Origin of the sequence: Pseudomonas sp. SCB32 (genome assembly GCF_009189165.1) — a bacterium.
Taxonomy (GTDB): Bacteria; Pseudomonadota; Gammaproteobacteria; order Pseudomonadales; family Pseudomonadaceae; genus Pseudomonas.
Genome location: NZ_CP045118.1, coordinates 2801329 through 2825997 on the forward strand (window position 1 = coordinate 2801329; position 24669 = coordinate 2825997).

The 24669-nt window shown below is 67.9% G+C and carries 21 protein-coding genes; 16 read left to right on the forward strand and 5 right to left on the reverse strand.

Going from position 1 to position 24669, the window contains the following annotated elements; all coding sequences use genetic code 11:
* Nucleotides 1–15: 15 nt before the first annotated feature.
* The 4 genes from GA645_RS13145 to GA645_RS13155 all read right to left on the reverse strand — a co-directional run bounded on the left by GA645_RS13145 (nt 16) and on the right by GA645_RS13155 (nt 3435).
* Nucleotides 16–567, reverse strand: a complete 552-nt coding sequence (locus tag GA645_RS13145; RefSeq protein WP_218572356.1) for a TetR/AcrR family transcriptional regulator — start codon at nt 565–567, stop codon at nt 16–18.
* Between the two features lie 26 nt (nt 568–593).
* Complete coding sequence (locus tag GA645_RS13150) at nt 594–1886, reverse strand: MFS transporter (RefSeq protein ID WP_152228073.1); 1293 nt, start codon at nt 1884–1886, stop codon at nt 594–596.
* Between the two features lie 180 nt (nt 1887–2066).
* On the reverse strand, nt 2067–2228 hold the full coding sequence (locus tag GA645_RS28800) for a hypothetical protein (protein ID WP_178119534.1): 162 nt from the start codon (nt 2226–2228) through the stop codon (nt 2067–2069).
* Nucleotides 2229–2304: 76 nt separating this feature from the next.
* Nucleotides 2305–3435 (reverse strand): LuxR C-terminal-related transcriptional regulator, encoded by a 1131-nt coding sequence (locus GA645_RS13155; protein ID WP_152223425.1) that lies wholly within the window; start codon nt 3433–3435, stop codon nt 2305–2307.
* 360 nt (nt 3436–3795) lie between these two features.
* On the opposite strand from GA645_RS13155, the gene GA645_RS13160 reads away from it, so the two are divergent.
* From GA645_RS13160 to GA645_RS13195, 9 genes are all read left to right on the forward strand, one after another.
* A complete protein-coding gene (locus tag GA645_RS13160) occupies nt 3796–5268 on the forward strand; it encodes an FAD-dependent oxidoreductase (protein ID WP_152223427.1) in 1473 nt (490 codons plus the stop codon).
* A 166-nt stretch (nt 5269–5434) separates the two neighbouring features.
* On the forward strand, nt 5435–5557 hold the full coding sequence (locus GA645_RS29030) for a hypothetical protein (protein ID WP_256676143.1): 123 nt from the start codon (nt 5435–5437) through the stop codon (nt 5555–5557).
* The gene (locus GA645_RS13165; RefSeq protein ID WP_152223429.1) at nt 5547–6791 is read left to right on the forward strand and encodes a helix-turn-helix transcriptional regulator; all 1245 of its coding nucleotides are present in this window, start codon (nt 5547–5549) and stop codon (nt 6789–6791) included. Before GA645_RS29030 ends, GA645_RS13165 begins: the two co-directional genes overlap by 11 nt.
* Nucleotides 6792–6914: 123 nt before the next feature.
* Nucleotides 6915–8282 carry an FAD-binding oxidoreductase gene (locus GA645_RS13170; RefSeq protein ID WP_218572357.1) on the forward strand — a complete coding sequence of 456 codons (1368 nt, stop codon included), beginning with the start codon at nt 6915–6917 and terminating at the stop codon, nt 8280–8282.
* A 77-nt stretch (nt 8283–8359) separates the two neighbouring features.
* Nucleotides 8360–9550 (forward strand): saccharopine dehydrogenase family protein, encoded by a 1191-nt coding sequence (locus GA645_RS13175; RefSeq protein WP_152223431.1) that lies wholly within the window; start codon nt 8360–8362, stop codon nt 9548–9550.
* Nucleotides 9551–9649: 99 nt separating this feature from the next.
* Complete coding sequence (locus GA645_RS13180) at nt 9650–11017, forward strand: DUF1329 domain-containing protein (RefSeq protein ID WP_152223433.1); 1368 nt, start codon at nt 9650–9652, stop codon at nt 11015–11017.
* Between the two features lie 159 nt (nt 11018–11176).
* On the forward strand, nt 11177–12799 hold the full coding sequence (locus GA645_RS13185) for a DUF1302 domain-containing protein (protein WP_152223435.1): 1623 nt from the start codon (nt 11177–11179) through the stop codon (nt 12797–12799).
* 16 nt (nt 12800–12815) lie between these two features.
* A complete protein-coding gene (locus tag GA645_RS13190) occupies nt 12816–13823 on the forward strand; it encodes a YCF48-related protein (protein WP_218572358.1) in 1008 nt (335 codons plus the stop codon).
* Nucleotides 13823–16198 (forward strand): RND family transporter, encoded by a 2376-nt coding sequence (locus tag GA645_RS13195; RefSeq protein WP_152223437.1) that lies wholly within the window; start codon nt 13823–13825, stop codon nt 16196–16198. The genes GA645_RS13190 and GA645_RS13195 overlap by 1 nt, the downstream gene beginning before the upstream one ends.
* A gap of 239 nt (nt 16199–16437) precedes the next feature.
* On the opposite strand, the gene GA645_RS13200 is transcribed toward GA645_RS13195, so the two are convergent.
* Nucleotides 16438–17589, reverse strand: coding sequence for a helix-turn-helix transcriptional regulator (locus GA645_RS13200; RefSeq protein ID WP_178119535.1), 1152 nt, complete (start codon nt 17587–17589; stop codon nt 16438–16440).
* A gap of 213 nt (nt 17590–17802) precedes the next feature.
* On the opposite strand from GA645_RS13200, the gene GA645_RS13205 reads away from it, so the two are divergent.
* Genes GA645_RS13205 through GA645_RS13235 form a run of 7 tightly spaced genes read left to right on the forward strand, consistent with a single transcriptional unit; the run spans nt 17803 to nt 24648 of the window.
* A complete protein-coding gene (locus GA645_RS13205) occupies nt 17803–18882 on the forward strand; it encodes a Rieske 2Fe-2S domain-containing protein (protein WP_152223441.1) in 1080 nt (359 codons plus the stop codon).
* Between the two features lie 14 nt (nt 18883–18896).
* Complete coding sequence (locus GA645_RS13210; protein ID WP_152223443.1) at nt 18897–19724, forward strand: SDR family NAD(P)-dependent oxidoreductase; 828 nt, start codon at nt 18897–18899, stop codon at nt 19722–19724.
* Nucleotides 19725–19738: 14 nt separating this feature from the next.
* Nucleotides 19739–20560 (forward strand): SDR family NAD(P)-dependent oxidoreductase, encoded by an 822-nt coding sequence (locus tag GA645_RS13215; RefSeq protein WP_152223445.1) that lies wholly within the window; start codon nt 19739–19741, stop codon nt 20558–20560.
* 4 nt (nt 20561–20564) lie between these two features.
* On the forward strand, nt 20565–21329 hold the full coding sequence (locus GA645_RS13220) for an SDR family NAD(P)-dependent oxidoreductase (RefSeq protein ID WP_152223447.1): 765 nt from the start codon (nt 20565–20567) through the stop codon (nt 21327–21329).
* A gap of 21 nt (nt 21330–21350) precedes the next feature.
* Nucleotides 21351–21977 carry a nuclear transport factor 2 family protein gene (locus GA645_RS13225; RefSeq protein WP_178119536.1) on the forward strand — a complete coding sequence of 209 codons (627 nt, stop codon included), beginning with the start codon at nt 21351–21353 and terminating at the stop codon, nt 21975–21977.
* 23 nt (nt 21978–22000) lie between these two features.
* The gene (locus GA645_RS13230) at nt 22001–23086 is read left to right on the forward strand and encodes an alkene reductase (RefSeq protein WP_152228079.1); all 1086 of its coding nucleotides are present in this window, start codon (nt 22001–22003) and stop codon (nt 23084–23086) included.
* Nucleotides 23083–24648, forward strand: coding sequence for a FadD3 family acyl-CoA ligase (locus GA645_RS13235; RefSeq protein ID WP_152223451.1), 1566 nt, complete (start codon nt 23083–23085; stop codon nt 24646–24648). The genes GA645_RS13230 and GA645_RS13235 overlap by 4 nt, the downstream gene beginning before the upstream one ends.
* The last annotated feature ends 21 nt before the right edge of the window (nt 24649–24669 follow it).

The following is a 24669-nucleotide window of genomic DNA, read 5'->3' on the forward strand; positions in this document are numbered from 1 at the left end:
TGATCCCGCCGGCGTTCAGCGCGGGTTGCCGCCGCTGACGCCGCGCAGGAAGCTCGTTTCGATCAGCTTGGCCAGGTCCGCCCGGGCGATGCGGCCGCGTCGCTCGGCGTGCAGCAGGCCGATCAGCTGCCGGCTCCACAGGTCGGTCAGGGTTGGCGCGGGCACGTCGACCCTGAAGACCTTCTCGCGTTGGCCGCGCAGGAAGAAAGCATCCAGCTCGGCTTCCCACCTGGCGATTTCCTCGGGTCGCGCCTTGGCGTTGTTGCTGTGGTGCATCAGGAAGATCGCCAGTTCCGAATGCCTGAGGCTCCCGCGTGTCATGCACCTGAGCGCTTCGAGCGGAGGGGCGCCGGCGAGATCGGCTTCCTCAAGGATGGCGCGGGACGCGGCGAGGGCTCGGGCGAGCAGTTGCTCGGTCAGCTCATCACGGGTCCTGCAGACGCGATAGAGGGTGGCTTTGCTGACACCGACGGCCTTGGCCAGCCCCTGCAGGGAGAGGCGTGGCTGGTCGACCAGTACCCCCGCCAGGGGGACGAGAAGGTCAGGATGCTGGGCTGCGCGGGACAAGGTCGCTCTCCGGTCGGGTCGCGTCGCTACGGCCGGTCCGGTCGCTGCTTGCTGATGGAGGGCAGCGCCAAGAGCATCAGAGCCCCGCACGCCAGCAGTGCCGGGGTGTAGGAGTGGGCGCGGTCGACCACGTAGCCGACGGCCTCCGGGCCGAACGCCGCCACCAGGCCGGAGATCAGGTTGCCGATGCCGAGCAGGCTGCCGAAGTTGCGCTGGCCCATGATGTCCACCAGCAGCAGGGGCGCGAGCTGGTTGACCAGGTTGAAGGTTGCGCCCCAGAGCAGCGCGAACAGGACGATGGCGCCGGTGCCCAGCTTCGGGAGCGGGGCGCCCAGCAGGCAGAGAAGTCCCACGGTGCCGATGAGCGTGCCCAGCAGCAGGATGTTCCTGGCGCTGTAGCGCGAGCTGATCAGACCGAAGACGAAATTGCCGAGCATGGCGGCGCCACTGGTGCCGGCCAGGAAGGCGGCCGCCGTGGAGGCGTCGAAGCCTGCGGACACCAGGTAGGGCACCAGGTTGATGAAGATGCCGATGCTGCTCAGGATCAGCAGGGTCTGCATGGCGATCCACCACCAGTAGGTCGGCGTGCGCAGGGCGTCGCCGATGCCGGCGCCTGTACTGTGGGCGTCGGCCGGTTGGGCGGGGTCCGTGCCCTGCGCCGGCGGTACGCGTGCCAGCACCAGCGGCAGTGGAACGCAGACGACCAGCAGGAGGAGGGCGATGGCCTGCATCGTGTCGCGCCAGCCCAGCCTGCCGATGGCTTCGGTGAGCAGCATGGGGAACAGCATCGCGCCCACCGACGCGCCCGCCAGCAATACGCCGAAGGCCAGGCCCTGGCGCCGGGGGGTGATCCAGCGCGAGGCCAGGATGATCGCCGGCACGTAGGTCGAGGCGCCGATCCCGGCGCCGCTCAGGGCCATGGCCAGGGTGAGCTGGCCGATGTCCGCACTGTGAGCGCCCAGCAGGTTGGCCAGCGCGGTGAGCGCCGCACCGCTGACCATCACGGCGCGCGGCGCGATGCGGTCGAGCAGCCAGCCGACCACCGGCGTTGCCAGGGTCATGCTGAAGATGAAGGCGGTGGCGAGGAAACCGGCCTGGGCATTGCTGCACCCGAAGGTCGCCGAGATCGGCAGCATGAAGACGCCCAGGGAGTTGAGCGTGGTGCCGAAGCCGACGCAGAGGACCAGGGTGAGCCCGAGCACCACGCGCCAGGCCTGTCGCTGATCGGGGAACGCGGCAAGACCTGCAGGGGCGGCCGTTTCGGACGGCGCGGGCCATTCCGCGTCCAGTTCCGCGCTGGTGTTCTGGGTGCGCTGCATGGCGGTAACCTCTTCGTTCATGGGTGGTGGCGGTACGCATGGCCGCCAGGGTTTGCCGGGCCGCGCCCGGTTGCCTGGATCAATGCGTGGGTGTCCTGCCGCGGGGACGACGCGCAAGGCGCGAGAGCCTTGCCCGGACTTGCGGGCGGGATCTGATACCGCGGATGGGTGGGGGGCGGCTCACGGCAGTTGCCGCAGGCAATCGCTCTGGCTGCACGGGGATTGCCGGGCGTCCAGGCTGGCCTGCCGGGCCGAGGCTTCGTATATGTCCAACATGTAGCGCGCGGCCAGGAGGCAACCGCAGATGATGATCGCGATCAGCAGCGGAATGAACCTGGACATGGCATCGGCCTCGTCGACTAACCCCGGGGGTTCGCAAGGTAGTCTCGCTGGCCGATAGCCAAATCGTCCGCTAGGACTAGCCCAGCGAGGCGACGCTGCGCAGGATCAGGCGTACCAGCATGGTCTGCCGGGTCACACCGGTCTTGGAGAAGGTCGAGCGCAGGTGCGCGCGCGCCGTGTTGCGGCTGATGTTCAGCTCATCCGAGGCTTCGTCCAGCGTCAGGCCGTTGGCCAGCAGCATTGCCAATTGGGATTCGGCCGGGGTCAGGTCGAACAGGGCCTTGACGATTTCCTGGGGGGCGCGGGCTTCCTGCTCCGGATCGCTGACGAAGATCACCACGGAGGGGCAGTGCTTGCCTTCGTTCCACTCGCTCAGCGGTACCGAACGCACGATGATGCCCAGGTCCGCGCGGCCGGACGGGCGTTGCACGCGCATGGCCTCGACCACCGACGGCTGCGAGCTTTTCTGCGACTGCAGGGCCTGCTTCACCAGGCGGCGGAACTCCTGGCTGTCGCGCGGGGTACCGACCTGCAGGGTATCGCCGCTGATTTTCAGGCCGTCCTTTTCGCCCAACAGGTTCTCGGCCACCTGGTTGGTCTGCAGGATCTTGCCATTCTCGTCGAGGATGATGGTGCCGACGGCGAACTGGTCCACCGCGCCGGCGTAGAGATTGCGCTCGCTCTCGATGCGGTTGATCTGCGTGTGCAGCACCACCGAGCGCTCCAGGTGCGGTATGAAGTAGGCCAGCCGGGCCTTGTCGTTCTCGCTGAAGCCGGGGGACTCCATGCCGCGGCAGACGCGGATGCGGCACAGGGCGCCGTCGCTGCTGCGGATGTCCGCGCCAAGGATGTGGAACACCCCCGCTGGGGCCGCAAAGCTCTGGTAGAACTCCGAGGCCAGCCATGCCTCTCTGGAAATGAACTCGTCCACGGTCACCACCTGGCCGCTGGGCAGGTCGACGAAGGGGTCGAGGTTGAAATAGTGCTGGTTGTACGAGGCGACGATTTCGGCCGAACTGCCGTTGGCGTTGACCATCAGCCCCTCGTTCTGGTCGCTGGGCGGACGCAGGATGAAGGTGGTGTACTTGCCGTCGAGGAACTCGTTGATCTGGTTGAGAAAGGACTGCCACGGCGTGGGCTCCAGAGGGCCCTGATAGAGATTGCCGAGCATTCCGCTGAACTGGTCGAGCGAAAGCGAGTGTGCCATTTGGAACCATTTCTTATTTTTGTAGTAGGAAAGCGCTGGCGAGATTAAGCGGCACTTCCTGCAAAAGGCAATCCGTCGCGCTCGCCAGGGGATGGATGGCAAAGTCGCCGTCAAGGGCGCGCCAGCCGGCAGGCGGCCGGGAGCACGCCGTCAGCGCTGCTACGCCGGGTTGTCCTGGGCTAGTTCAATCGGACGAGGGCTGTCCGTCCCGCTGTCGATAAGGTTGGCGCCTCCCTGCCCGCCGCGGCGGTGCGGCGCCGGTCTCACGCCGGCCCCGGTGTTTCGCCAGATATCCGCTGCTTCTGTTGGATCGCGGCTGCAGGCCTATTTGCCAGAACAACAACAAGAAGGAGCATCCGCATGTCATCCCCGTTCTCCGTGAACCGTCCCTGCCGTCTGCAGGAAGTCCCCGTGTGGGACCAGGAAACCGAGGTGCTGGTGGTCGGTTTCGGCGCCGCCGGCGCTTCCGCCGCCATCGAGGCCGCCACTGCGGGGGCGCGCGTCGTGTTGCTGGAGGCCACCTCCGGCAACGGCGGCACCAGCGCGCTCTCGGGCGGCGAGATCTACCTCGGCGGCAGCGGCGGTACCCCGGCCCAGCGCAACGCCGGCTTCAGCGACGACACCGAAGACCTGTACCGTTACCTGATGCTGGCCGGAGGACCCGACGCCGACGAAGCCAAGGCGCGCCTCTACGCGGACAACAGCCTGGACCACTACCACTGGCTGGTGGCCCAGGGGGTGCCGTACAAGAACACCTTCCTGCCGCAGAAGATGGTGGAGCCGGCCACCGACGACTGCCTGATCTGGTCCGGCAGCGAAGAGGCCTGGCCTTTCGCGGCCGAGGCCAAACCCTGCCCGCGAGGCCATACGCCGCAATGGGAGGGATGGGGCGGCGGCCGCCTGCTGATGGACATCCTGGCCGCCCGCGTGGTCGAACTCGGCGTCGAGGTGAGCTATGACAGCCGTGTACTGGCGCTGGTCGTCGACGACCAGGGCAGGGTCCACGGCGTGGTGGCGCGTCGCGACGGCCAGCAGCGCTTCGTCCGCGCCAGCAAGGGCGTGATCCTGTGCGCCGGAGGCTTCGTGATGAACCGCGAGATGGTGCGCCGCCATGCCCCGCAACTGATGCACAACGACAACCCTATCGGTACGCCGGGGGACGATGGCAGCGGCATCCAGCTGGGCATGAGCGTCGGCGGCGCGGCGATCCACATGGACGAGGCCTTCGTCAGCCTGCCGTTCTACGCGCCGGAGTCGCTGGTCAAGGGCATCTTCGTCAATGAGCGTGGCCAGCGCTTCATCAACGAGGACTGCTACCACGGCCGAACCGGCTATCACATCCTTCGCCAGGGCGGGAACCGGGTATTCCTGTTGGCCGACGACGCCTGCTTCGAGCGTCCGGCCGAGTTCACCCGCATCGACATCGCCGCCGTCGGCGAGACCTGGGAGGAGGTGGAGCAGGAGTTGGGACTGCCGGCGGGGACCCTGGCCGAAAGCGTCGCCTTCTTCAACCGGCATGCCGCCGAGGGCCAGGACCCGCTGTTCCACAAGGCGGCGAAATGGCTCAAGCCGTTGGATGAGCCGCCCTTCCTTGCCCTGGACTGCCGCATCGATTACGCCTTCTACCCGCACTTCACCCTCGGCGGGCTCGATACACTGCCGACGGGGCAGGTGCTGACCCAGCAGTGCGAGCCCATCGCCGGGCTCTACGCCGCCGGTCGGACCACCTGCGGCCTGCCACGCTGGGGCGGTGGCTACAGCTCTGGCCTGTCACTGGCGGACGCCAGCTTCTTCGGCCGCCAGGCCGGTCGCCACGCCGCAACGCAGGGCTGACGGGACGCCCTGGCGGTCGACGCCAGGGCGACTTACCATGGGCGCCTCCCGAGGATCTCCGGGCTCCGACCGATGACGCGGGTGGCACTCCTGTCCATTCGGACGATTCTCGCCCTCGGCGCCGCCTCCAGACTGAACCCATCCGACTCAACAGGGGTTGCCTGCCATGAAGTTCGCCTTCACCGACGAGCAGGAAACGATCCTCGTCGCCGCTGCCGATGCCGCTTCATCCGTGGCCAGGACCCAGTACGAGCAAGTGCTGCCAGGACCGCACGCCTATGGGCGCTGAGTACTCGGCGGTCAGGGCGCCGGTCCGCGTTGGGGGGGGCGGTGTGCTGCTGCGCGGTGTGCAGCTTGCCCGGCCACCGGCTTGGGAACCTGCACAGGCGCTATCCGAGCTGATCGGCTTGGCCTACGAAGGGATCGGCGAAGCGCGGCCCTGGTTCACCCTGGCTGAGCGCCTGCGTCAGTTGCTCGGCGCCTTCAACGTGACCATCACCCTGTATCACCATCAGGACCGACCCATTGACATCCAGGTCATGGCCCTGGACCCCCATGACCGCACTGACTGGGAGCGTGCCGAGAGAGACGCTCGCGAGCGCTTCGGGCACGTCGAACTGCTGCGTGCGGAAACGGTGGCGCCGGGGACACTGATCGAGTTCGGTCCGGGCGACGTGGAGGCGGAATGTGCCGCCTTCATGACCTCGCTCGGCGTTGGGCGCTGTCTGCGCAGCTGCTTCGCCGAACCGGGCGGCATGCGCTGCTGGGTCGATGTGGTACGCGGCCTTCGCGTGTCGGGACAGGCTTTCGTCGAGGAGGAGAGGTCGCTGCTGCTGGAGTTGCTGCCACACCTGTCCCGTGCGCTGGGGCTGTACGCCCGGCTCAAGCGTGAAGAGGCAGAGAAGGCGGTGTACGAAGTGAGCCTCGACCACATGTCGCTCGGCTGCCTGCTGCTGGACGGCAATGCGCGGGTGCTGTGCGTCAACCGCACGGCAGGCGCGATCATCGCCCGGCAGGTTGGCATCGAGCTTCGCCAGGGGCGACTGCTGGTCGAGGAGCGCGGCGTGCAGCGGGCGCTGGAGGGCGCGATCGCGAAGGTCATGGCAGCGCGTGCGAGGGGCGAGGCAGCCTGTCCTGGCGAGCTGGTCCGCTTGCGCACGCGCGACGGCATGCTGCTGGGCATCCTGGTCGAGCCGGTTCCGCCTGCGCCCTACTACCAGGGCGTGCAGGTGCCGAGCCTGATCCTCCACCTCTGCGAGCTCTCCCAGTGCGAGGCGGCCATGCAGGCGCCACGCGACCACTCGCCCGAGCTGATCGCCCAGCTCTTCGGCCTGACCCGCCAGGAAGCGCGCCTGGCGGCCTGGCTGGGCGCCGGGCGGAGTATCGCCGAGGCGGCCGAGCAGATGAACATTGCGGTTGCCGCCGCGCGCAACTACTCGAAGAACATCTACGCCAAACTCGACATCAAGGGGCAGACCGATCTGGTTCGCCTCATGTGCCGTAGCGTCGCCTTGCTGCGCTGACGTCGGAATCCGCGCCGTCAGTACCAGTTGGTACTGGAGCGGTGTCTCCCCCTCTCTCTAGGATCGATCCCACTGGAGCCACCCCGGCCATACCGGCCGGCGGCGCAAACCTGGGAGTCGCCAGTGAGCCAAGCGATCGATCGGCAAGTCGTATGCGGAGCGGTTCCGCAGTATCCCGTTGCCCAGGCCTACGAGGCCGGCGTCGTGCCGATCCGCTTCAGTGGCTGGCCGACGGCGCAACCGGCGCCGGTCTATGCAGCGCTCGAGGGCGATGTGGAGGCCGATGTGGTCGTCGTTGGCGCCGGCCTTGCCGGGACGTCCCTGACCCTGCACCTGGCCGAGCTTGGCGTGCGCACCGTGCTGCTGGAGGCCGACCAGCCGGCCAGCGGCGCTTCCGGGCGCAACGCCGGGCACGTGCAGCCCTACCTGAGTTCCTTCGAGCCGCTGCGTGCGCACCGCGACAACGGGCGGCGCTTCATCGAAACCTTCGTCGAACAGCGGAATATCGTCTTCGAACTCAGCCGCAAGCACGCTCTTGCGGCCGACGTGGCTGCCTGCGGCCTGCTCGAGGTGGCGCGTCGGCCGCAGGCGGCGCTTGAGCGCCAGGCACGGCTGTGGAAAGGCATGGGCTATGACGTCGAGCTGATCGCCGGGGCGCGTGTACGGGAGATGCTCGGCACCAGCGTCTACACCCAGGGCCTCCACTGGCGGGAGGGCGGGCGGGTCAACCCCTACCTCTTCACCCAGGGGCTGGCCGCCAGCGCCGTGCGCGCCGGGGCGTCGATATATGGCAATTCCTGTGTGCTGGCCTGCGAGCGCGACGGTAGCCGTTGGCGCGTACGGACTGCCACCGGCAACGTGCGTGCGGCGCGTGTCGTACTGTGCACCAGCGGCCACACCGGCAACGGTTTCTTTCCGGAGCTTTCGCGGACGCAGTTCCCTCTGGTCGCCTGCGGCATGGCCACGCGCCCGCTGCCGACGGCCGTGCTCGATGCGATCAACCCGGCGCGGGTCACGCTCATGCAATACCCCGCGGGGCTCTATCCGCTGGTCATCGACGGTCGCGGCCGGCTGATCACCGCGACCATCCCGCGACACCGCCGCGCGCAGTGCGCCGAGGTGCATTTCGCCGATTTCCTGCGCTACCTGCGACGTACCTATCCGGGGGTGGGCGATGCGCCCATCGAACTGGAGTCCTACTGGACCGGGATGACCGCCAACTCCTCGGTCGCCTACGACGCCGCCTACCCGAAGCTGTACCAGGTGGAGCAGGGCGTGCTGGCCCTGATGAACCTGGGCTCCTGGGGCAACCTCATGGGACCGCTGCTGGGCATGGACCTGGCGCGGGCGCTGGCGGCCGACCGTCCGGACGATGCCCTGCTGCCCCTGGAGCAGCCGCAGGCCGTGCGCCTGCCGGGGCGCTTCGAAACCAAGATCCGCCGCGTGCTGATCCCCATGGCCAGGCTGGCGGACCGCCTCGACCTGGTCTGACGGGCGTGGCCTGCGAGGGCCGCGTTCGGGGTGATTACCGCTTTACACAAAAACAAGAAGCACAATGAGAGGTAAGCATGAAGATCTTGCTGTTGGGATGTGGGAATGTCGGCGCCAACGTTGCGCGCCAGCTGGTGCCGCGCCACCCGTCGGTGGAATACGTGGTGGCCGACCTGAACCTTGAAGTCGCCCAGAAACTCGCCGCCGCACTGGGCGCAAACGTGAGCGCCGAGCGGGCGGACGTGCTCGATCCGGCGTGCCTGGATGCGCTGCTCGATGGCGTCGACCTGGTGTTCAACGCGGTCGGTCCGTTCTACCGCAGTGCGGTGCCGGTGATCGAGGCGGCCCTGCGTGCCCGCGTCGATTACATCGACATCAATGACGACCACGATGTGGCCGAAGCCCTCTACCTCGATCCGGCCTACCACCAGCGCGCGCTGGAAGCGGGGATTCGCCTGATCGCCGGATGTGGCTCGACACCGGGCCTGACCAACGTGATCGCGCGCATGCTGGTCGATCGCCTGGACAGCGCCCAGGAAATCCACCTGGCCACCGCCGTCCCCTTCGTGCCCGACCTGCTGTCGCCGGCGGTGATCGACCACATGATGCACATCACCTGCGGCGAGGTGGTGCAGTTCGTCGACGGCGAGTACCGCAAGATGCCCGGCTGGGGCGGTCGCCTGGAGGTGCCGTACGCGGCGCCGTTCAAGCACTACCCGGCGTTCTTCATCGGCCACGGCGAAACCGTCACCCTGCCGCACTGCATTCCGGGGCTGCAACAGGTCACCAACCGCATCGGCTTCTTCCCCGAGGCCGGTTCGAAGATCTGGCAATCGATGATCGATCTCGGCCTGGGCAGCCCGGAGAAGAACGAGGCGCTGGGTATCTCGCCGCTCAAGTTCCTCACCCAGCACCTGTCCAGCGACGTCGCTCGCAAGAGCCTCTGCGTCGACCTCTCCGACGAGCCCTGGGCGGTGGCCATGCGTGTGGAGGTTCGTGGCCTGCGCGACGGCGCCGAGGTCTGCTGCGTGGTGGAACAGCACCTGGAACTGCCGGTGGAAGAGACCGAGGACAGCACCGCTGACCCGACCCCGACCTGCGCGCGCCTGTTCATCGAGGCTTACCTGGATGGACGCATTCTCGGCCAGGGCCTGCTGGCCCCGGAAAGCTGCGTGGACGCCGAAGCCTACGTGCGCGCGTTCGCCGATGAGACCGGCGCGACCTTCATCGCCAGCGAAACCCGGGTACGGCGCGATCTCAACGCCTGATCCCGTGCCGCGTGCCAGAGCGGCACGCGGCCGCTACCCGAGGATGACGACAAGGCCGGCCGCCCCGCGTGGCCGGACCTTCGCAGAGGACAGAAGACCATGAAGCACCGAATTCTTGGCGCGCTGCCGCTGGCGGCGGCGCTGCTGCTCAGCAGCGAGATCGCCTTCGCCGCGGCCACTCCCGCCGAGGTGGAGAAGCTCGGCCGTGAACTCACCTGCCTGGGCGCGGAAAAGGCCGGCAACGCCGACGGCAGCATCCCGGCGTACAGCGGCAAGTGGCTGGGCACGCCGCCCGGTGTGCATTTCGCCGGGGTGGGCACACGCCACCCGGACCCCTACGCCGGGGAAAAGCCGCTGGTCACCATTACCGCGCAGAACATGGCGCAGTACGAGGCACGCCTCTCCGACGGGCAGAAAGCCCTGCTGCGCAAGTACCCGTCGAGCTTCGCGATTCCGGTCTACCCCAGCCACCGCGACTTCCGCTACGACGACTATCGCTGCGAAATCGCCCGCAAGAACGCCGCCAGCGCCGAGCTTGAGGACGGCAACATGGGCGAGCGCGCGCTGCGTGGCGGCACGCCTTTCCCGATCCCCAAGAGCGGCGATGAAGTACTGCGCAACATCCTCCTGCCGGCCTATGCCGCCGAGGAGGATGGGGTATACGACCAGGCCGTGGTCTACCAGGACGGCAAGATCGCCTGGGGGCAGATGCGCTTCGAGATCCTCGACCTGACCGGCGACCACTACGCCGGCCAACCCACCGACGGGGTCTTCGCCCTGTCACGGGTCACCACCCTCAAGCCGGACCGGGACAAGGGCCAGGTGTCGCTGACCTACACCTACTTCAACGAGGCGAAGAACCCGCAGACCAGCTGGCAATACAACCCCGGCACCCGCCGCGTGCGCCAGTCGCCGGGCTACGGCTTCGACATTCCGCTGGGGGTCGGCGGATTCCGCACCATCGACGACGACCGCCTCTTCAACGGCTCGCCGGAACGCTACAACTGGAAGCTGCTCGGCAAGCGCGAGATGTACATCCCCTACAACGGTTATCGACTCGAAGCCGAGGGGGTCAAGTACAAGGACCTGCTCAAGCCCGGCAGTGTCGATCCCAGCGTGATGCGCTACGAGCTGCACCGGGTCTGGGTGCTGGAAGCCACCCTCAAGGAAGGCTATCGCCACCAGTACGCCAAGCGTGTCCTGTACATCGACGAGGACACCTGGAACGCCATCATGGCGGACAACTACGACGCCCATGGCGAGCTATGGCGCACCAACTTCCTCAACGCCTACTACGCCTACGGCGCCAAGGTCTTCCAGGCCGGCGTCACGGTCTACCACGACCTGATCGCCGGCTCCTACCTGGCCGACCGGCTGACCAACGAGGGCGCCCCGCCCAGGGTCAACGGTGACCGCCTCAAGCCGTTCATGTTCACCACCGACATGCTTCGCCAGGCCGGCAAGTGAGCGCGCCGGGCCCGGCGCCCGGCACGGCTTTCTTCACAAAAGACAAATCCCAATGACCACACCCCGGCGACGGCCTGTCCCTCGCCAGGGGTGATGCTGCGCGGTCGTCGGACACCGGAGGACGGTGCCATGGCTGCGCGTGCGAACAGGAGGTTGTAGATGAAGCGTTTTGCAAGCGAGGTGGCCGCGGGGGCGGCTGGGCTGCGTGGCGGCCGCAAGTTGCACTGGCTGCTCGGGCTGTCGGCGATTCCCTTCGCCGTTCCGGCGCATGCCGGGAGCTTCGCCATCGGCGAGGAGGTGAATGTCGACTACATCATCAACGTCAGTTATGCCGCGGCCTATCGCTTGCGCGATGCGTCGGCGGCGTTGGTCGACGGGCCCACCGATCCGGCCTCCGGCCTGCCGACCACGGTGAACTCGGACGACGGCGACCGCAACTTCAAGCGCGGCGCGCTGATCAACAATCGCCTATCGGTGCTCGGCGACTTCGACATCAAGTACCGCAACTACGGCGCCTTCCTGCGCGCCAGCAGCTTCTACGACGACGTCTACCGGCACGAAAACGACAACGACTCGCCCGACACGGTGAACAAGGACGGCGACCACGACCAGTTCACGTCGCGGGCGCGCCGGCTCGAGGAAAACCGCACGCGCCTGCTCGATGCCTACCTCTACACCAGCCAGCAGACCGGCGAGGAGTCGATGCTCAACCTGCGTCTGGGCCAGCAGGTGGTGCAATGGGGCGAAAGCCTGTTCTTCCCGAACATCGCAGGCGCCCAGTCGCCCGCCGATGCGACCAAGGCCAACGTGCCCGGCACCGAGGTCAAGGACATCCTGCTGCCGGTCGGCCAGCTCTCGGCGCAGTGGCAGTTGACCCCGCAGTTTGGCGTCGCGGCCTACTACCAGTACCAGTACAAGCCCACCGAGCTGGACCCGGTCGGTACCTACTTCTCCTATACCGACGTGGTCGGGCCGGGCGCCGAGTTCATTCGCGCGGCACCGGGCTTCAACATCCCGCGCGGCCCCGACCATCATCCGCGCGACAGCGGCCAGTGGGGCCTGAGCACGCACTTCGCGGTGACCAGCGAAACCGACGTGAACCTCTATTACCTGCGCTACCACGACAAGAACCCCAACGTGGAAGTGCACTACCAGGACTTTGTCCCGGTGGATTACAGCGTGGTGTACTTCGACGACATCTCGCTCTACGGCGCCAGCTTCTCGACCCGCCTGGGCGACCTCAACGTGGCGGGGGAGGTCAGCTACAAAGAGGGCGTGCCGGTACTGGTCGACTCGCCGCTGGGCTCCGTGGCGACCCGCGCCGATGCCACCCAGTCGAACCTGTCGGCCATCTACCTGCTGGGCCCGCGCTGGTTCTCCGAGCAGACGACCTTCCTCGCCGAGGTCAGCTCCCTGCACGTCAACTCGGTGGACGCATACGGCTTCTCCGGCGAGCGCTACGACGAGCTCACCAATGACCGCAACTCCTGGGCCTACCAGCTGATGGTGATCCCGTCCTGGAACAACGTCATCGAGAACTGGGACATGACCCTGCCGGTTTCCTTCGCTCAGCAGGTCAAGGGCGCCGCCGCCGTGGCGGGGGCCTTCGGTGGCCTGGTCGGCCAGGGCGACAAGCGCATGAGCGTCGGTGTCACCGGCAAGTACCTGAACAACCTGGAACTGGACCTCACCTACAACGGCTTCCTCGGCTCGGCCGATCTGGAGAAGCGCCCGCTGGCCGACCGCGACTACCTGGCGTTCAGCGCCAAGTACAGCTTCTGAGGGGGTTAGGGCTGTCATGAGGATGTTTCTCGGACTGAGCGCATGCCTGCTGGTGGCGCTGGCCGGTGCGCTGGCGTTCTCGCCGCGCAGCGCGCCCTCCCTGCGGCCCACGGATGTACCCGTGGAGCGCATGCGGATCGATGGCATCAAGGCCTCCGCCGCCGGGCTGGTACTGGCCGGCGAACTGGGCCAGATCCGTTTCTCCATCGACCAGGGAGTCAGCTGGCACCCCGCCAGCGTGTCGCCGCAACGGCAGGCGCTGATCACGCGCCTGGTGTTCGCCGATGCCCATCAGGGCCTGGCCCTCGGGCATGAGGGCTGGATCCTGCGTAGCACGGACGGCGGGCGCAGCTGGCATGAGGCGGCGTTCACCGACAGCGACGGCCAGCCGCTGATGGATGCCGCGCGGCTGCCCTCGGGCGACTGGCTGGCGGTCGGCGCCTTCGGCCGGGTGCTGCGCTCCACCGACGCAGGACAGCATTGGGCCGAACAGTCCATCGGCGCGCCGGGCGACTGGCACCTCAACGCCATCGCCGCATCGCCCGACCGTCACCAGTGGCTGATCGTCGGTGAGGCCGGCAGCCTGCTGCGCTCCACCGACGGCGGCGTGCACTGGCAGGTCATCGAGCCATTCTACAACGGCTCGCTGTACGGCGCGGTCGGCCTGGGCGGCGATGTCTGGGTGGCCTACGGCATGCGGGGCAAGGTGTTCCGCAGCAGCGACGCTGGCCTGCACTGGAGCCCGGTACGGCTGTCGCGGTCCGAGTCGCTGTATGCCGGCACGCTCGGCCCGGATGGCACGCTGCTGCTCGCGGGGCAGGGCGGCCTGGTGCTGAGCAGCCGCGACGCGGGCCAATCGTTCCAGGTGCTGCGCGACGGCGGCCAGGAAAACCTCACCGACCTGCAGGTGGACTCCTCCGGCGCGCTGCTGCTGGCCAGCGACGCCGGCCTGCGCCGCCTGCCATTGCCGCCGCGCCCGCAAGCCGCCAGCGGCGCGCCCACGTCGTCACAGGAGATTCGCTGATGTCCGCTGTTCCCACCCGTACCGAGCGCCTGGTGGCCGCACTGGCCCGTGGCCTGATCGCCCGGCGCAAGGTCCTGGGCCTGCTGTTCGTACTGATCACCCTGGGCCTGGGCGCCTCGGCGCTGCATACCCGCCTGGACCCCGGCTTCAACAAGCTGATCCCGCTCAGCCATCCGTTCATGGCCGCCTTCCGCGAGCACGGCAGCAGCTTCTCCGGCGCCAACCGGATTCTCGTCGATGTGCACTGGAAGGGGCCGGGCGATATCTACAACCGGGAGTTCCTCGAGGTGTTGCGCAAGGTCACCGACGAGGTGTTCTTCACGCCAGGAGTGAACCGCAGCCGCGTGCGTTCGCTATTCACTCCCAGCGTGCGCTACATCGAGGTCACCGAGGCCGGCTTCACCGGCGACGTGGTCGTACCCTCGCACTTCGTCGCCGACGCCACCGGGCTTGCGCAGATCCGCACCAACGTCGCCAAGTCCGGGGAGATCGGCCAACTGGTGGCCAACGACCTGCGTTCGGCGATGATCCAGGCGGACCTTTTGGAGGTCGACCCGCAGACCGGGCAGAAGCTCGACTACGCGGCGGTCGCCAAGCGCCTGGAAAGCATCCGCGCGCGCTACGGCAACGAGCAGATCGATATCCGCATCGTCGGCTTCGCCAAGATCATGGGCGAGGTGATGGCCGGCCTCAACGGCGTGCTGGCGTTCTTCGCCATCGCCTTCGTGATCACCACGCTGCTGCTGTGGGTCTACTGCCGTTCGCTGAAGCTGACCCTGCTGGCCATCTGCGTGGCGCTGCTGCCGGTGATCTGGCTGCTCGGCCTGCTGCCGCTGCTGGGCTACGGCATCGACCCGATGTCGGTGCTGGTGCCGTTCCTGATCTTCTCCATCGGCGTATCCCATGCCGTGCAGATGACCAATGCCTGGAAGCAGGACGTGCTGGCCGGCGCCACCCCGCGCGAGGCCGCCGAGGCGGCGTTCCGCAAACTGGCGATTCCGGGGACGGTGGCGCTGCTGGCCAACGCCCTGGGCTTCATGGTGATCATGCTCATCGACATTCCCATCGTCCGCGAGCTGGGCCTCACCGCCTGCCTGGGCGTGGGCCTGATGGTGGTGACCAACAAGATGTTCCTGCCGATCATCCTCTCCCACCTGCAACTGGAACGCGCCGCGCGCCAGCGGACGCCGGCCGGACAGCGGCAGCGGGTCTGGTGGGCGTTGTCGGCCCTGGCCGAACCGGGCCCGGCGCTGCTGTGCCTGGCCGGGATGCTGGTGCTGCTCGCTGTCGGTACCTACGAGTCACGTTTCCTGCGCATCGGCGACATCGGCGCCGGCGCTCCGGAGCTGCGCGCCGAGTCGCGCTACAACCGCGACAACGCGGCCATCGTCGGCAGTTACTCGATCAGCATGGATGTGCTCTCGGTCTATGCCGAGACCACGGGCCTTGAGGAAGCCTGCCTGAACTGGGAGGTGATGAACGCGGTCGAGCGCCTGGACCTGTTCCTGCGCGGTGTCGCCGGCGTGCAGTCGGTGCGCAGCGTGGCCGGTGGGGTGAAGCTCTACGTCGCCGGCAACAACGAGGCCAATCCGCGCTGGGCGGCGCTGCAGCGTTCGGAAGCGGCCCTGCGTATCGGCGGTGGCGCGGCCAACCCGGAGCTGGGGCTGAACAACGAGGGTTGCCACACCATCAACGTGCAGGTCTACCTCGACGACCACCAGGGTTCGACCCTGAAGCACGTCACCGAGGAGGTGCAGCGCTTCATCGCCGCCGAACACAGCCCGCGGATCCGCTTCCGCCTGGCCGGCGGCAACGCCGGGGTGGCCGCCGCCACCAACGAGGCGGTGGAGCAGGCCGAGGTACAGATGCTGGCGTCGATCTTCGTCGCCATCACGCTGCTCTGCTGGGTCACCTTCCGTTCCTGGCGCGGTGTGCTCTGCGTGATCGTGCCGCTGATGCTGGTGACCATCCTCTGCAACGCGCTGATGGCCTTGCTCGGCATCGGCCTGAAGGTCGCCACGCTGCCGGTGATCGCCCTGGGCGTCGGGGTTGGGGTGGACTACGGCGTGTATCTGTTCGAGCGGGTGCAGCATGAGCTGGGGGACGGCAGGAGCCTGCGCGAAGCCTTCTACGAGGCCTTGCGTCAGCGTGGCACCGCCGCCGCGTTCACCGCCGTGACCATGTCCATCGGCGTCGGCACCTGGGCTTTCTCCGCGCTCAAGTTCCAGGCCGACATGGGCGTGCTGTTGGCCTTCATGTTCCTGGTCAACGTATTGGGGGCGATCTTCCTCCTGCCGGCGCTGGCGGTCTGGCTCGGCGTCGGCCAGCGCGAGGCGCCGGCGATGCCGGTCGGCGGCGGAGTGCTCGACGGCTGACGGTTTTCCCGGGGCGCGCGCAATGAGGGCACGCAGGATGTCGGGCTTGGGAGTGTGGCAGCCGACAGCACGCATCCTGCGGGTGGGCGCGTCCCGGGGTTTTATTCAGGATCGGCTGGTGTGTGCCGGCCCTCTGTTCATTCAGGCAATACACCCGGGCCCGGCATCGTTCGCCGGGCCCAGCTCGTTCTGATTCACAGAAAGTGATGTGGCTTCGTTACGAGATTCCGCGACGGGTGTCAGTTGGCCGGCTGGTTGCCGCAGAGGAAAGCGACGCTGGCGTGCAGCGTGCAGGCCAGTTCGCTCTGCCGGTTGACCCCTGCCTTGGCGAAGATCGCCCGCAGGTGTGACTTGGCCGTGTTGCGGCTGATGCTCATGCGTACGCAGGCATCCTCCAGCGACAGCCCGTTGGCCAGCTGCGCGGCCAGCTCTGCCTCGGTCGGAGTGAAACCGAACAGCTGGCGCAGCGGTTGCTGCGGCACGCTGGCGGTCTGCTCGGGATCACGCAGGAACACCGCCACCCGTGCTTCGCCGCCCTCCGTCTGTTCCCGGTTTGGCCGCAGGCTCTGTACGACCACGCCCAGCGCCGGACGGCCGGACGGGCGCGTCAGCATGATCGCTTCGGCCACCTGGGGACCGTTGGGCTGGCGCTGCTGCCGGGCCTCGCTGATCAGCCGCTGGAGGGCCTGGTTGTCCCTGACGACGCTGGCCTGAAGACAGCCGTCGAGCAACTGCAGGCCATCGCCGGCCGCGAGCAGTTCCTGGGCGGCCTGGTTGCTTTCCAGCACCTGCTGGCGGCTGTCGAGGATCAGGGTGCCGATGCGCATCCGCTCCACGGCCGTGGCATACAGGCGCCGCTCCACCTCGCTGCGCTCCAGCTGTCCATAGAGACTCAGGGCGCGTTGCAGGTGGGAGAGCAGGCGAGCACAGAAGGCTTTGTCGGCCGCGTCGAAGGCCGGGGCCCCGTGGGAGCGGCTGATGCGCAGGCGGCATTGGCCGCCGTCGGGGCCGGGGATGTCCGCGCCGAGGATGTGAAAGATGTCCAGCGGCGCGTTGAACTGCTGGTAGAAGGCCGATGCGCGCCACCCATCCTCACCGAGAATCTCGGTCACCGTATGGAGCTCGCCCTGGGGCAGGTCGATGAGCGGGTCCAAGGCGTAGAAGGTGCCTTCGTAGGCGTCCACGGCCCAGGTCGAGACGGCGCCGGCGTTCACCATGAAGCCCGGCGCGTCGGGTCTGGTCGGGCGCAGGATCAGGGTCGCGTAGCTGGCGCCAAGCGCCTCGCGCAGGCGCTCCAGGCTCTGTTGCCAGGGCAGGGGCTCGGTGGCGCCTTCGTAGATCAGGTCGATCAAGTCGCTCAGGTCGTCCAGCGAGATCGCGGTGCCGTGCATGTTCTTCCCTCCAGCGGGCGAGCCTTCTCGTGGGCTATTTAGGGGTACAAGGCTGGTATGCGTGGCAGACAGGGGCATCGTCCGTATGGGGGATGTGCGGGGTCGCTCGGGAACGCTGCCATCTCACCCGTGTGGGCTAGTCCCCGGCGGGGATGTTGATGGGCGGGGGCTGTTCGATAGTGCGCCTCGACATCCATCACCCTGGAGAACAGCATGCAATCGCCGACCAACGCGCCTGCCATCTACCCGCAACGCTTCGCCCGTGGCTGGCACTGCCTGGGCCTGGCCGCCGACTATGCCGACGGCAAACCGCACCGTCTGGATATCTTCGGCACCCGCCTGGTCGCCTACCGCGGTGAGGACGGTGCCCTCCGCATCCTCGACGGCTACTGCCCGCACATGGGCGCCGATCTCAGCGGTGGCGAGGTGCGCGGCAACGACGTGGTGTGCCCGTTCCACCACTGGCAATGGGGCGCCGACGGCAAGTGCACCTCCATCCCGTACTGCCAGCGCATTCCGCCGCGCGCACGGATCAAAGCCTGGCCGACCCTGGAGGAAAACCGCCTGCTGTTCGTCTGGCACGACGCCGAGGGTGGCGCGCCCGATCCTGCGGTGCGCATTCCGCGTATCGAAGCCTGCCATTCGCCGGAGTGGACCGAGTGGCGCATGCGCAAGATGGTGATCCAGACCAACTGCCGCGAACTGGTGGACAACCTGGCCGACTTCGCCCACTTCGGCCCGGTGCACGGCTCGCCGGCCAGCTACTTCTGCAACACCTTCGACGGCCACATCGGCTACCAGATGTTCCAGGGCGAGGAGAGCGAGTTGCTGGGCAACGGCCTGCGCGCCGACAGCGCCTACTTCGGCCCGGCCTACCATGTCACCCGAATGAGCGCGCAAACCGGGGGGCAGACCATCGATACGCTGCTGCTCAACTGCCACGTGCCCATCGACCAGAACAGCTTCGAGCTGCGCTATGCGGTCAAGGTGCGCAAGCAGCCGGATCTCTCCGAAGAGCAGAACCTGGCCATTGCCGAGGCTTATGCCGAGCAGGCGCACAAGTCGTTCTTCCAGGACGTGGAGATCTGGCACGGCAAGCGCCGCATCGACAAGCCGCTGCTGTGCGATGGCGACGGCCCGGTGTACCAGCTGCGCGAGTGGTACGAGCAGTTCTACACCGACGTCGGCGCACTGCCGGCGCCGACCCTCAAGGTCTTCGAGCGGCACGCCACTGGCTGGCGCCAGCTCGATGAAGTGCCCGAACAGGCGCGCAGCCAGCTGCACCTGATCTGAGCGGAGAAACCCGGATGAAACTCAAGGACAAGGTCGCGCTGGTTACCGGCGCGGGTTCGGGCATGGGGCGCGCCACCGCCGCCCTGTTCGCCGAGCAGGGCGCCAGCGTGGTGCTGGCGGATATCGACGGCACGGCGGCGGAAAGCGCACGCCAGGCGCTGACCGGCAGCGAGCGCTGCATGGCGGCGGCTTGCGACATCGCCGACGCGGCGGCCGTGGAACAGCTCTTCGCCGCCGTGCGCGAGCGCTACGGCCGGCTCGACGTGCTGGTCAACAACGCCGGTCTCGGCCAGGTGCCGGGAGATGGCTTCGAGCACTACCAGCGGCGCCTGGGCGAACGCAATGCGCAGCTCGCCGCAGGTGTGCAGCCGGATGTGTTCACCGACATGATCGTCGACCTCACCGACGAGGGCTGGCAGCGCATCCAGAAGATCAACCTCGACGGCGCCTTCTACTGCAGCCGCGCGGCGGTGCGCCTGATGATCGCCTGCGGCAGCCGTGGCTCGATCGTCAATATCGCCAGCCTGTCGGCGCTGACCGGCGAGGGGCCGCTGGCCTACTGCGCGTCGAAGGCCGCGCTGCTCGGGCTCTCCAAGTGTCTGGCGCGGGACCTGGGGCCGCGTGGCATCCGCGTCAACAGCGTGTGCCCGGGCCCGACTCGCACACCGTTGATGCAATCGATTTCCCGCGAATGGGCCCAGGCCCTGGAGCGCGCGATACCGCTGGGACGGATGCTGGAACCGGAGGAGATTGCGCAGACCTGCCTGTTCCTCGCCAGCGACGATTCCAGCGCTTTCACCGGACAAACCCTCGCCGCCAGTGGCGGCATGTTGATGCATTGACGAGGCACAGGCAGATGACTGGACGACTGCAAGACAAGGTGGCGCTGATCAGTGGCGCCGGTACCGGCATTGGCGCGGCGGCGGCGCAGCTGTTCGCCGCCCAGGGCGCGCGGGTGATGGTTTGCGGCCGCCGCCGCGAGCCACTGGAAGCGGTGGTGGCGCAGATCCGCGCCCAGGGCGGCGAGGCCGACTGGGTGCAGGCCGACGTCACCGACGAGGCCTCGGTGGACAACGCCGTGGCGGCGACCGTGGCGCGCTTCGGCCAGCTCGACGTGATGATCAACAACGCCGTGAACTACACCTGGGGCATGCTTTCCGGGCTGGAAACCTCGGAGTGGCACAAGTGCCTGCGCGGCAGCCTCGACGTGGCCTTCTTCGGCACCCGCGCGGCATTCCGCGCCATGCAGGGGCGCGGCGGCTCCATCGTCAACCTCGGCTCCGTGGCCGGCTTGCTCGGCAGCCCGGGCCTGAGCGCCTACGGCGCGGCCAAGGCCGGGGTGCTCAACTTCAGCCGCGCGGTGGCCCTGGAAGGCGCCGCGCAGAAGATCCGCGTCAACGTGGTGATCCCCGGCATCGTCTGGAGCGAGGGCACCCGCGAGGCCATGCGCAGCCCGCAGATCGCCGAAGGCACCGCACGCTCCGTGCCGCTGGGGCGCATCGGCGAACCGGAGGAAGTGGCCAACGCCATCCTCTTCCTGGCGTCCGACGAGGCCTCCTACATCACCGGCCAGAGCCTGGTGGTGGACGGCGGCAAGACCTGTGAACTGAACGTGGGCGCCACCGACTACACCTCGGCGACCTCGACCGAAATCCGCGCAGCCGCCCAGGAGGCATGATCCGATGAACATTCAGCTGAATGCTCCCGCAAGCCCGGTCGTGGTCACCGGCGGCGCCTCCGGCATCGGCCTGGCCTGCGCCGAGGCGCTCGCCGCCGTCGGCCGCCCGGTGGCCATCTGGGACCTGCAGGCCGGCAAGGCCGAGGAAGTCGCCGTGCGCCTGGGCGAGACCTTTGGCGTGGCCTGCGTCGGTGTTGGCATCGACCTGTGCGACGCCTCGGCCATCGCGCCCGCCGTTGTAGCCACCCGCGAGGCGCTGGGTGCGCCGGGCGGCCTGGTGCACGCGGCCGGCATGGTCGACCAGAGCGGCATCGAGCAGCTCACCCTGGAACGCTGGAACCGCGTGCTCGACGTGAACCTGCGCGCCATGGCCTTCCTGGTGCAGGAAATGCTGCCCGACCTGCGCGCCAATCCCGGTTCGTCGGTGGTCGGCATCGCCTCGATCAACGCCACCCTGGGCAACGGCCTGATCCCGTCCTACAGCGCTTCCAAGGGCGGCCTGCTGTCGCTGGTGCGCTCGCTGGCCGATGCGCTGGGCGCCGACGGCATCCGCGTCAACTCGGTGTCGCCGGGGCAGATCCTCACGCCGATGGTGGAGCCGATCGCCAAGGCCAATCCCGGCGCCTTCGAACGCCGCATCCTGCTCGGCCGCCTCGGCCGTCCGGATGAGGTGGCCCGCGTGGTGCGCTTCCTGCTGTCCGACGAGGCCAGCTACATCAATGCCGCGGAGATCCTCGTTGACGGCGGCAACGTGTCCTCGCAGCGCTGAGCCCTGTCCATGGAAAAACCAATGAAAGAATTGAGCCTGGAACAGCGGCTGGATCGCCTGGAGTCGCTGGCGGAAATCCGCATGCTGCCGGCCAAGTACGCCCTGGCCCTGGACATGCGCGATCTCGATGCCTGGGTCGGGCTGTTCCCCGAAGACGTCAAGGTGGGCAAGGACAAGTCCGGCCGCGCCCACCTCAAGACCTGGATGGACGACACCCTGCGCCTGCAGTTCAGCACCACCTCGCACCATATCGGCGGGCACATCATCGAATTCCGCGATGCCGACAACGCCAGCGGCGTGGTCTATTCGAAGAACGAGCATGAGGCCGGCCCCGAGTGGGTGATCATGCAGATGCTCTACTGGGACGACTACCAGCGCATCGATGGGCGCTGGTACTTCCGCCGCCGCCTGCCGTGCTACCTCTATGCCACCGACCTGAACCGCCCGCCGATCGGCGAGAAGAAAATGCGCTGGCCGGGCCGCGAACCCTATGACGGCTCCTGGCACGACCTCTGGCCGACCTGGAAGGCATTCTGGAACGACAAGCCCGATGACGCCCTGCCGCAGGTGGCCGAGCCGGCGCCGCTGGAGCAGTTCCTCGACACCATGCGCCGGGGTTCCAGCGCGCCGCGAATCAAGGTGCGCTGATGGCCGATTCTTCCTCCCGCGCCCTGGAGGCGCTCTTCGAACCGCTGCGGATGGGCGAGCTGCGCCTGGCCAATCGCATCGCCATGGCGCCGATGACCCGCAGCCGCGCCGATGCCGACGACGCTCCCGATGCGTTGCATGTGCGCTACTACAGCCAGCGCGCCGACGCCGGCCTGATCATTGCCGAAGGGACCTACCCGAGCGTGCACGGCAAGGGTTACTGCCGCACGCCGGGGATCGCCACACCCGTGCAGATTGCGGCCTGGGACCGTGTCAACGCCTCCATCGCCGGACAGGGCGGTGCCAGCCGGGTACTGCAGCTGATGCACGTCGGTCGTGCGGCCAGCCGCTACAACAAGCCCGAAGGTGCCGAAACGCTGGCGCCCTCGGCCATCGCCGCCCACGGCAGCCTGTACAGCGACAGCCAGGGCATGGTGCCGATGGAAGTGCCGCGCGCGCTGGAGACGAGTGAAGTCGCCGGGGTGATCGACGAGTACCGGCAAGCGGCACTGAATGCCCGCGCGGCTGGCTTCGACGGGGTGGAGCTGCATTGCAGCAGCGGCTACCTGCCGATGCAGTTCCTCCTGGCCTGCAGTAACCAGCGCGGCGATGCCTACGGCGGCTCGCTTACGCGGCGCATCCGCTTCGTCGTGGAAACCCTCGAAGCCATGGCCGGGGCCATAGGGGCAGGGCGCGTCGGCCTGCGCATCTGTCCGGGCAATCCGTACAACGACATGCAGGATGACGATCCGCTGGCCACCTATGGGGCGCTGCTCGATGCCGTCGATCCGCTGGGCCTGGCCTACCTGCAGGTCAGCCGCTCGCCGCAGCCGGGACTGGATGCCTTTGCCCTGGCGCGGCGGCACTTCCGTGGCGCGCTGATCCTCAATGACGGTTTCGACGGCGCCAGCGCGGCACAGGCCATCGCCGCAGGGCAGGGGGATGCGGTGTCGTTTGCCCGGCATTTCATCGGCAATCCCGATCTGGTCTCCCGCTTGCGCGCCGGCCAGCCCCTCGCCGGGTTCGACCGTGCCACCCTGTACACGCCGGGTGCGCGTGGGTTCACCGATTACCCTGTGTACGCCGCAGCGGTGGAGGTGCAGTCATGACGCCGACAGCCGAGCGGGTGCGCAGCATCCCTGCGGTGCTGGCACGCAGCGCGCGTCGCCATCCCGAGCACATTGCCGTCGACGAGGGCGAGCTGCGCCTGACCTACGCCGAGCTGGAAAGCCGCTCGCGGCAGCTCGGCAAGGCCTTGCTCGCGCTGGGGCTTGCGCCTGGGGAGCGAATCGCCGTCTGGGCGCCGAACGGCCACCGCTGGCTGCTGGCGGCTCTGGGCGCTCTGATGGCGGGCGCGGTACTGGTGCCGCTGAGCACACGGCTGAAGGCCGCCGAGGCGGCGGATATCCTGCGCCGCAGTGGGGCGCGGGTGCTGTTCAGCGTCGGTGAGTTCCTCGGCAGCTACTACCCGGAGCTGCTGGCCGGCCAGGTGCTGGTCGATCTGGAGCGTACCGTGGTCATCGAGCAGGCGCGCGACGGGGACAGCAGCTGGGAAGACTTCCTTGCCAGCGCCGAAGCGATCCCCGATGCCGTGCTCGATGCGCGCATCGAGACGCTGGACGAGAACAGCCTCAGCGACCTGATGTTCACCTCCGGCACCACCGGCTATCCCAAGGGCGTGCTCTGTGCCCACGGGCAGAACCTGCGGCTGTTCGACAACTGGGGCGAGACCGTCGGCCTGGGCGCCGATGATCGCTACTTGATCGTCAATCCGTTCTTCCATGCCTTCGGCTTCAAGGCCGGTTGGCTGGCGGCGCTGATCCGTGGCGCGACCATCCTGCCGCAGCGCACCTTCGACGCTGAGGACGTGCTGCGCCGCGTTGAACAGGACCGCGTGACCTTCCTGCCGGGGCCGCCGGCTCTGTATTCGGCCATGCTGGAACACCCCCGGCGCGGGGACTTCGACCTGACTTCGCTGCGCGTGGCGGTCACCGGCGCGGCTTCGGTGCCACCGGTGCTGGTACAGCGGATGGGCAGCGAACTGGGCTTCGACAGCGTGCTCACCGCCTACGGCCTCACCGAGAGCTGCGGGCTGGCGACCTTGTGCCGTCCGGGCGACGACGTGCAGACCGTGGCCGGTACCTGTGGACGGCCGCTGGAGGGTATCGAGATCCGCTGCGTGGACGGCGAGGGACGGGCGCTGCCCAGCGGCGAGGTGGGGGAGGTACTGATCCGCGGCTTCAACCTGATGCGCGGCTACTTCAACGATGCCCAGGCCACCGCCGAAGCCATCGATGCCGACGGCTGGCTGCGCACCGGCGACGTCGGCGTGGTCGATGAGCGGGGTTACCTGCGCATCACCGACCGGCTCAAGGACATGTTCATCGTTGGCGGATTCAACTGCTATCCGGCCGAGGTGGAGCGCCTGATGATGGAGCATGCGGCGATTGCGCAGGTGGCGGTGGTCGGGGTGCCCGACGTGCGCCAGGGGGAGGTGGGCAAGGCGTTCGTGATCCTGCGACCCGGCCACGATCTGACGGCGGATGCGCTGATCGCCTGGTGCCGGCAACACATGGCCAACTACAAGGTTCCGCGCCATGTCGAGTTCGTCCGGAGCCTGCCGCTGAACGCTTCCGGCAAACTGCTCAAGCGCGATTTGCGCAGTGCCTGACCGGGCACGGTCGAGCGCGGA

Excerpts from the sequence above, each read along its gene's own strand:
- GA645_RS13220 (WP_152223447.1), top strand. The coding sequence starts at position 20,565 with ATGAACATTCAGCTGAATGCTCCCGCAAGCCCGGTCGTGGTCACCGGC.
- GA645_RS29030 (WP_256676143.1), top strand. The coding sequence starts at position 5,435 with ATGAAGTTCGCCTTCACCGACGAGCAGGAAACGATCCTCGTCGCCGCT.
- GA645_RS13165 (WP_152223429.1), top strand. The coding sequence starts at position 5,547 with ATGGGCGCTGAGTACTCGGCGGTCAGGGCGCCGGTCCGCGTTGGGGGG.
- GA645_RS13225 (WP_178119536.1), top strand. The coding sequence starts at position 21,351 with ATGAAAGAATTGAGCCTGGAACAGCGGCTGGATCGCCTGGAGTCGCTG.
- GA645_RS13205 (WP_152223441.1), top strand. The coding sequence starts at position 17,803 with ATGCAATCGCCGACCAACGCGCCTGCCATCTACCCGCAACGCTTCGCC.
- GA645_RS13185 (WP_152223435.1), top strand. The coding sequence starts at position 11,177 with ATGAAGCGTTTTGCAAGCGAGGTGGCCGCGGGGGCGGCTGGGCTGCGT.
- GA645_RS13195 (WP_152223437.1), top strand. The coding sequence starts at position 13,823 with ATGTCCGCTGTTCCCACCCGTACCGAGCGCCTGGTGGCCGCACTGGCC.
- GA645_RS13160 (WP_152223427.1), top strand. The coding sequence starts at position 3,796 with ATGTCATCCCCGTTCTCCGTGAACCGTCCCTGCCGTCTGCAGGAAGTC.
- GA645_RS13180 (WP_152223433.1), top strand. The coding sequence starts at position 9,650 with ATGAAGCACCGAATTCTTGGCGCGCTGCCGCTGGCGGCGGCGCTGCTG.
- GA645_RS13150 (WP_152228073.1), bottom strand. The coding sequence starts at position 1,886 with ATGCAGCGCACCCAGAACACCAGCGCGGAACTGGACGCGGAATGGCCC.
- GA645_RS13215 (WP_152223445.1), top strand. The coding sequence starts at position 19,739 with ATGACTGGACGACTGCAAGACAAGGTGGCGCTGATCAGTGGCGCCGGT.
- GA645_RS28800 (WP_178119534.1), bottom strand. The coding sequence starts at position 2,228 with ATGTCCAGGTTCATTCCGCTGCTGATCGCGATCATCATCTGCGGTTGC.
- GA645_RS13200 (WP_178119535.1), bottom strand. The coding sequence starts at position 17,589 with ATGCACGGCACCGCGATCTCGCTGGACGACCTGAGCGACTTGATCGAC.
- GA645_RS13235 (WP_152223451.1), top strand. The coding sequence starts at position 23,083 with ATGACGCCGACAGCCGAGCGGGTGCGCAGCATCCCTGCGGTGCTGGCA.
- GA645_RS13155 (WP_152223425.1), bottom strand. The coding sequence starts at position 3,435 with ATGGCACACTCGCTTTCGCTCGACCAGTTCAGCGGAATGCTCGGCAAT.
- GA645_RS13210 (WP_152223443.1), top strand. The coding sequence starts at position 18,897 with ATGAAACTCAAGGACAAGGTCGCGCTGGTTACCGGCGCGGGTTCGGGC.
- GA645_RS13190 (WP_218572358.1), top strand. The coding sequence starts at position 12,816 with ATGAGGATGTTTCTCGGACTGAGCGCATGCCTGCTGGTGGCGCTGGCC.
- GA645_RS13175 (WP_152223431.1), top strand. The coding sequence starts at position 8,360 with ATGAAGATCTTGCTGTTGGGATGTGGGAATGTCGGCGCCAACGTTGCG.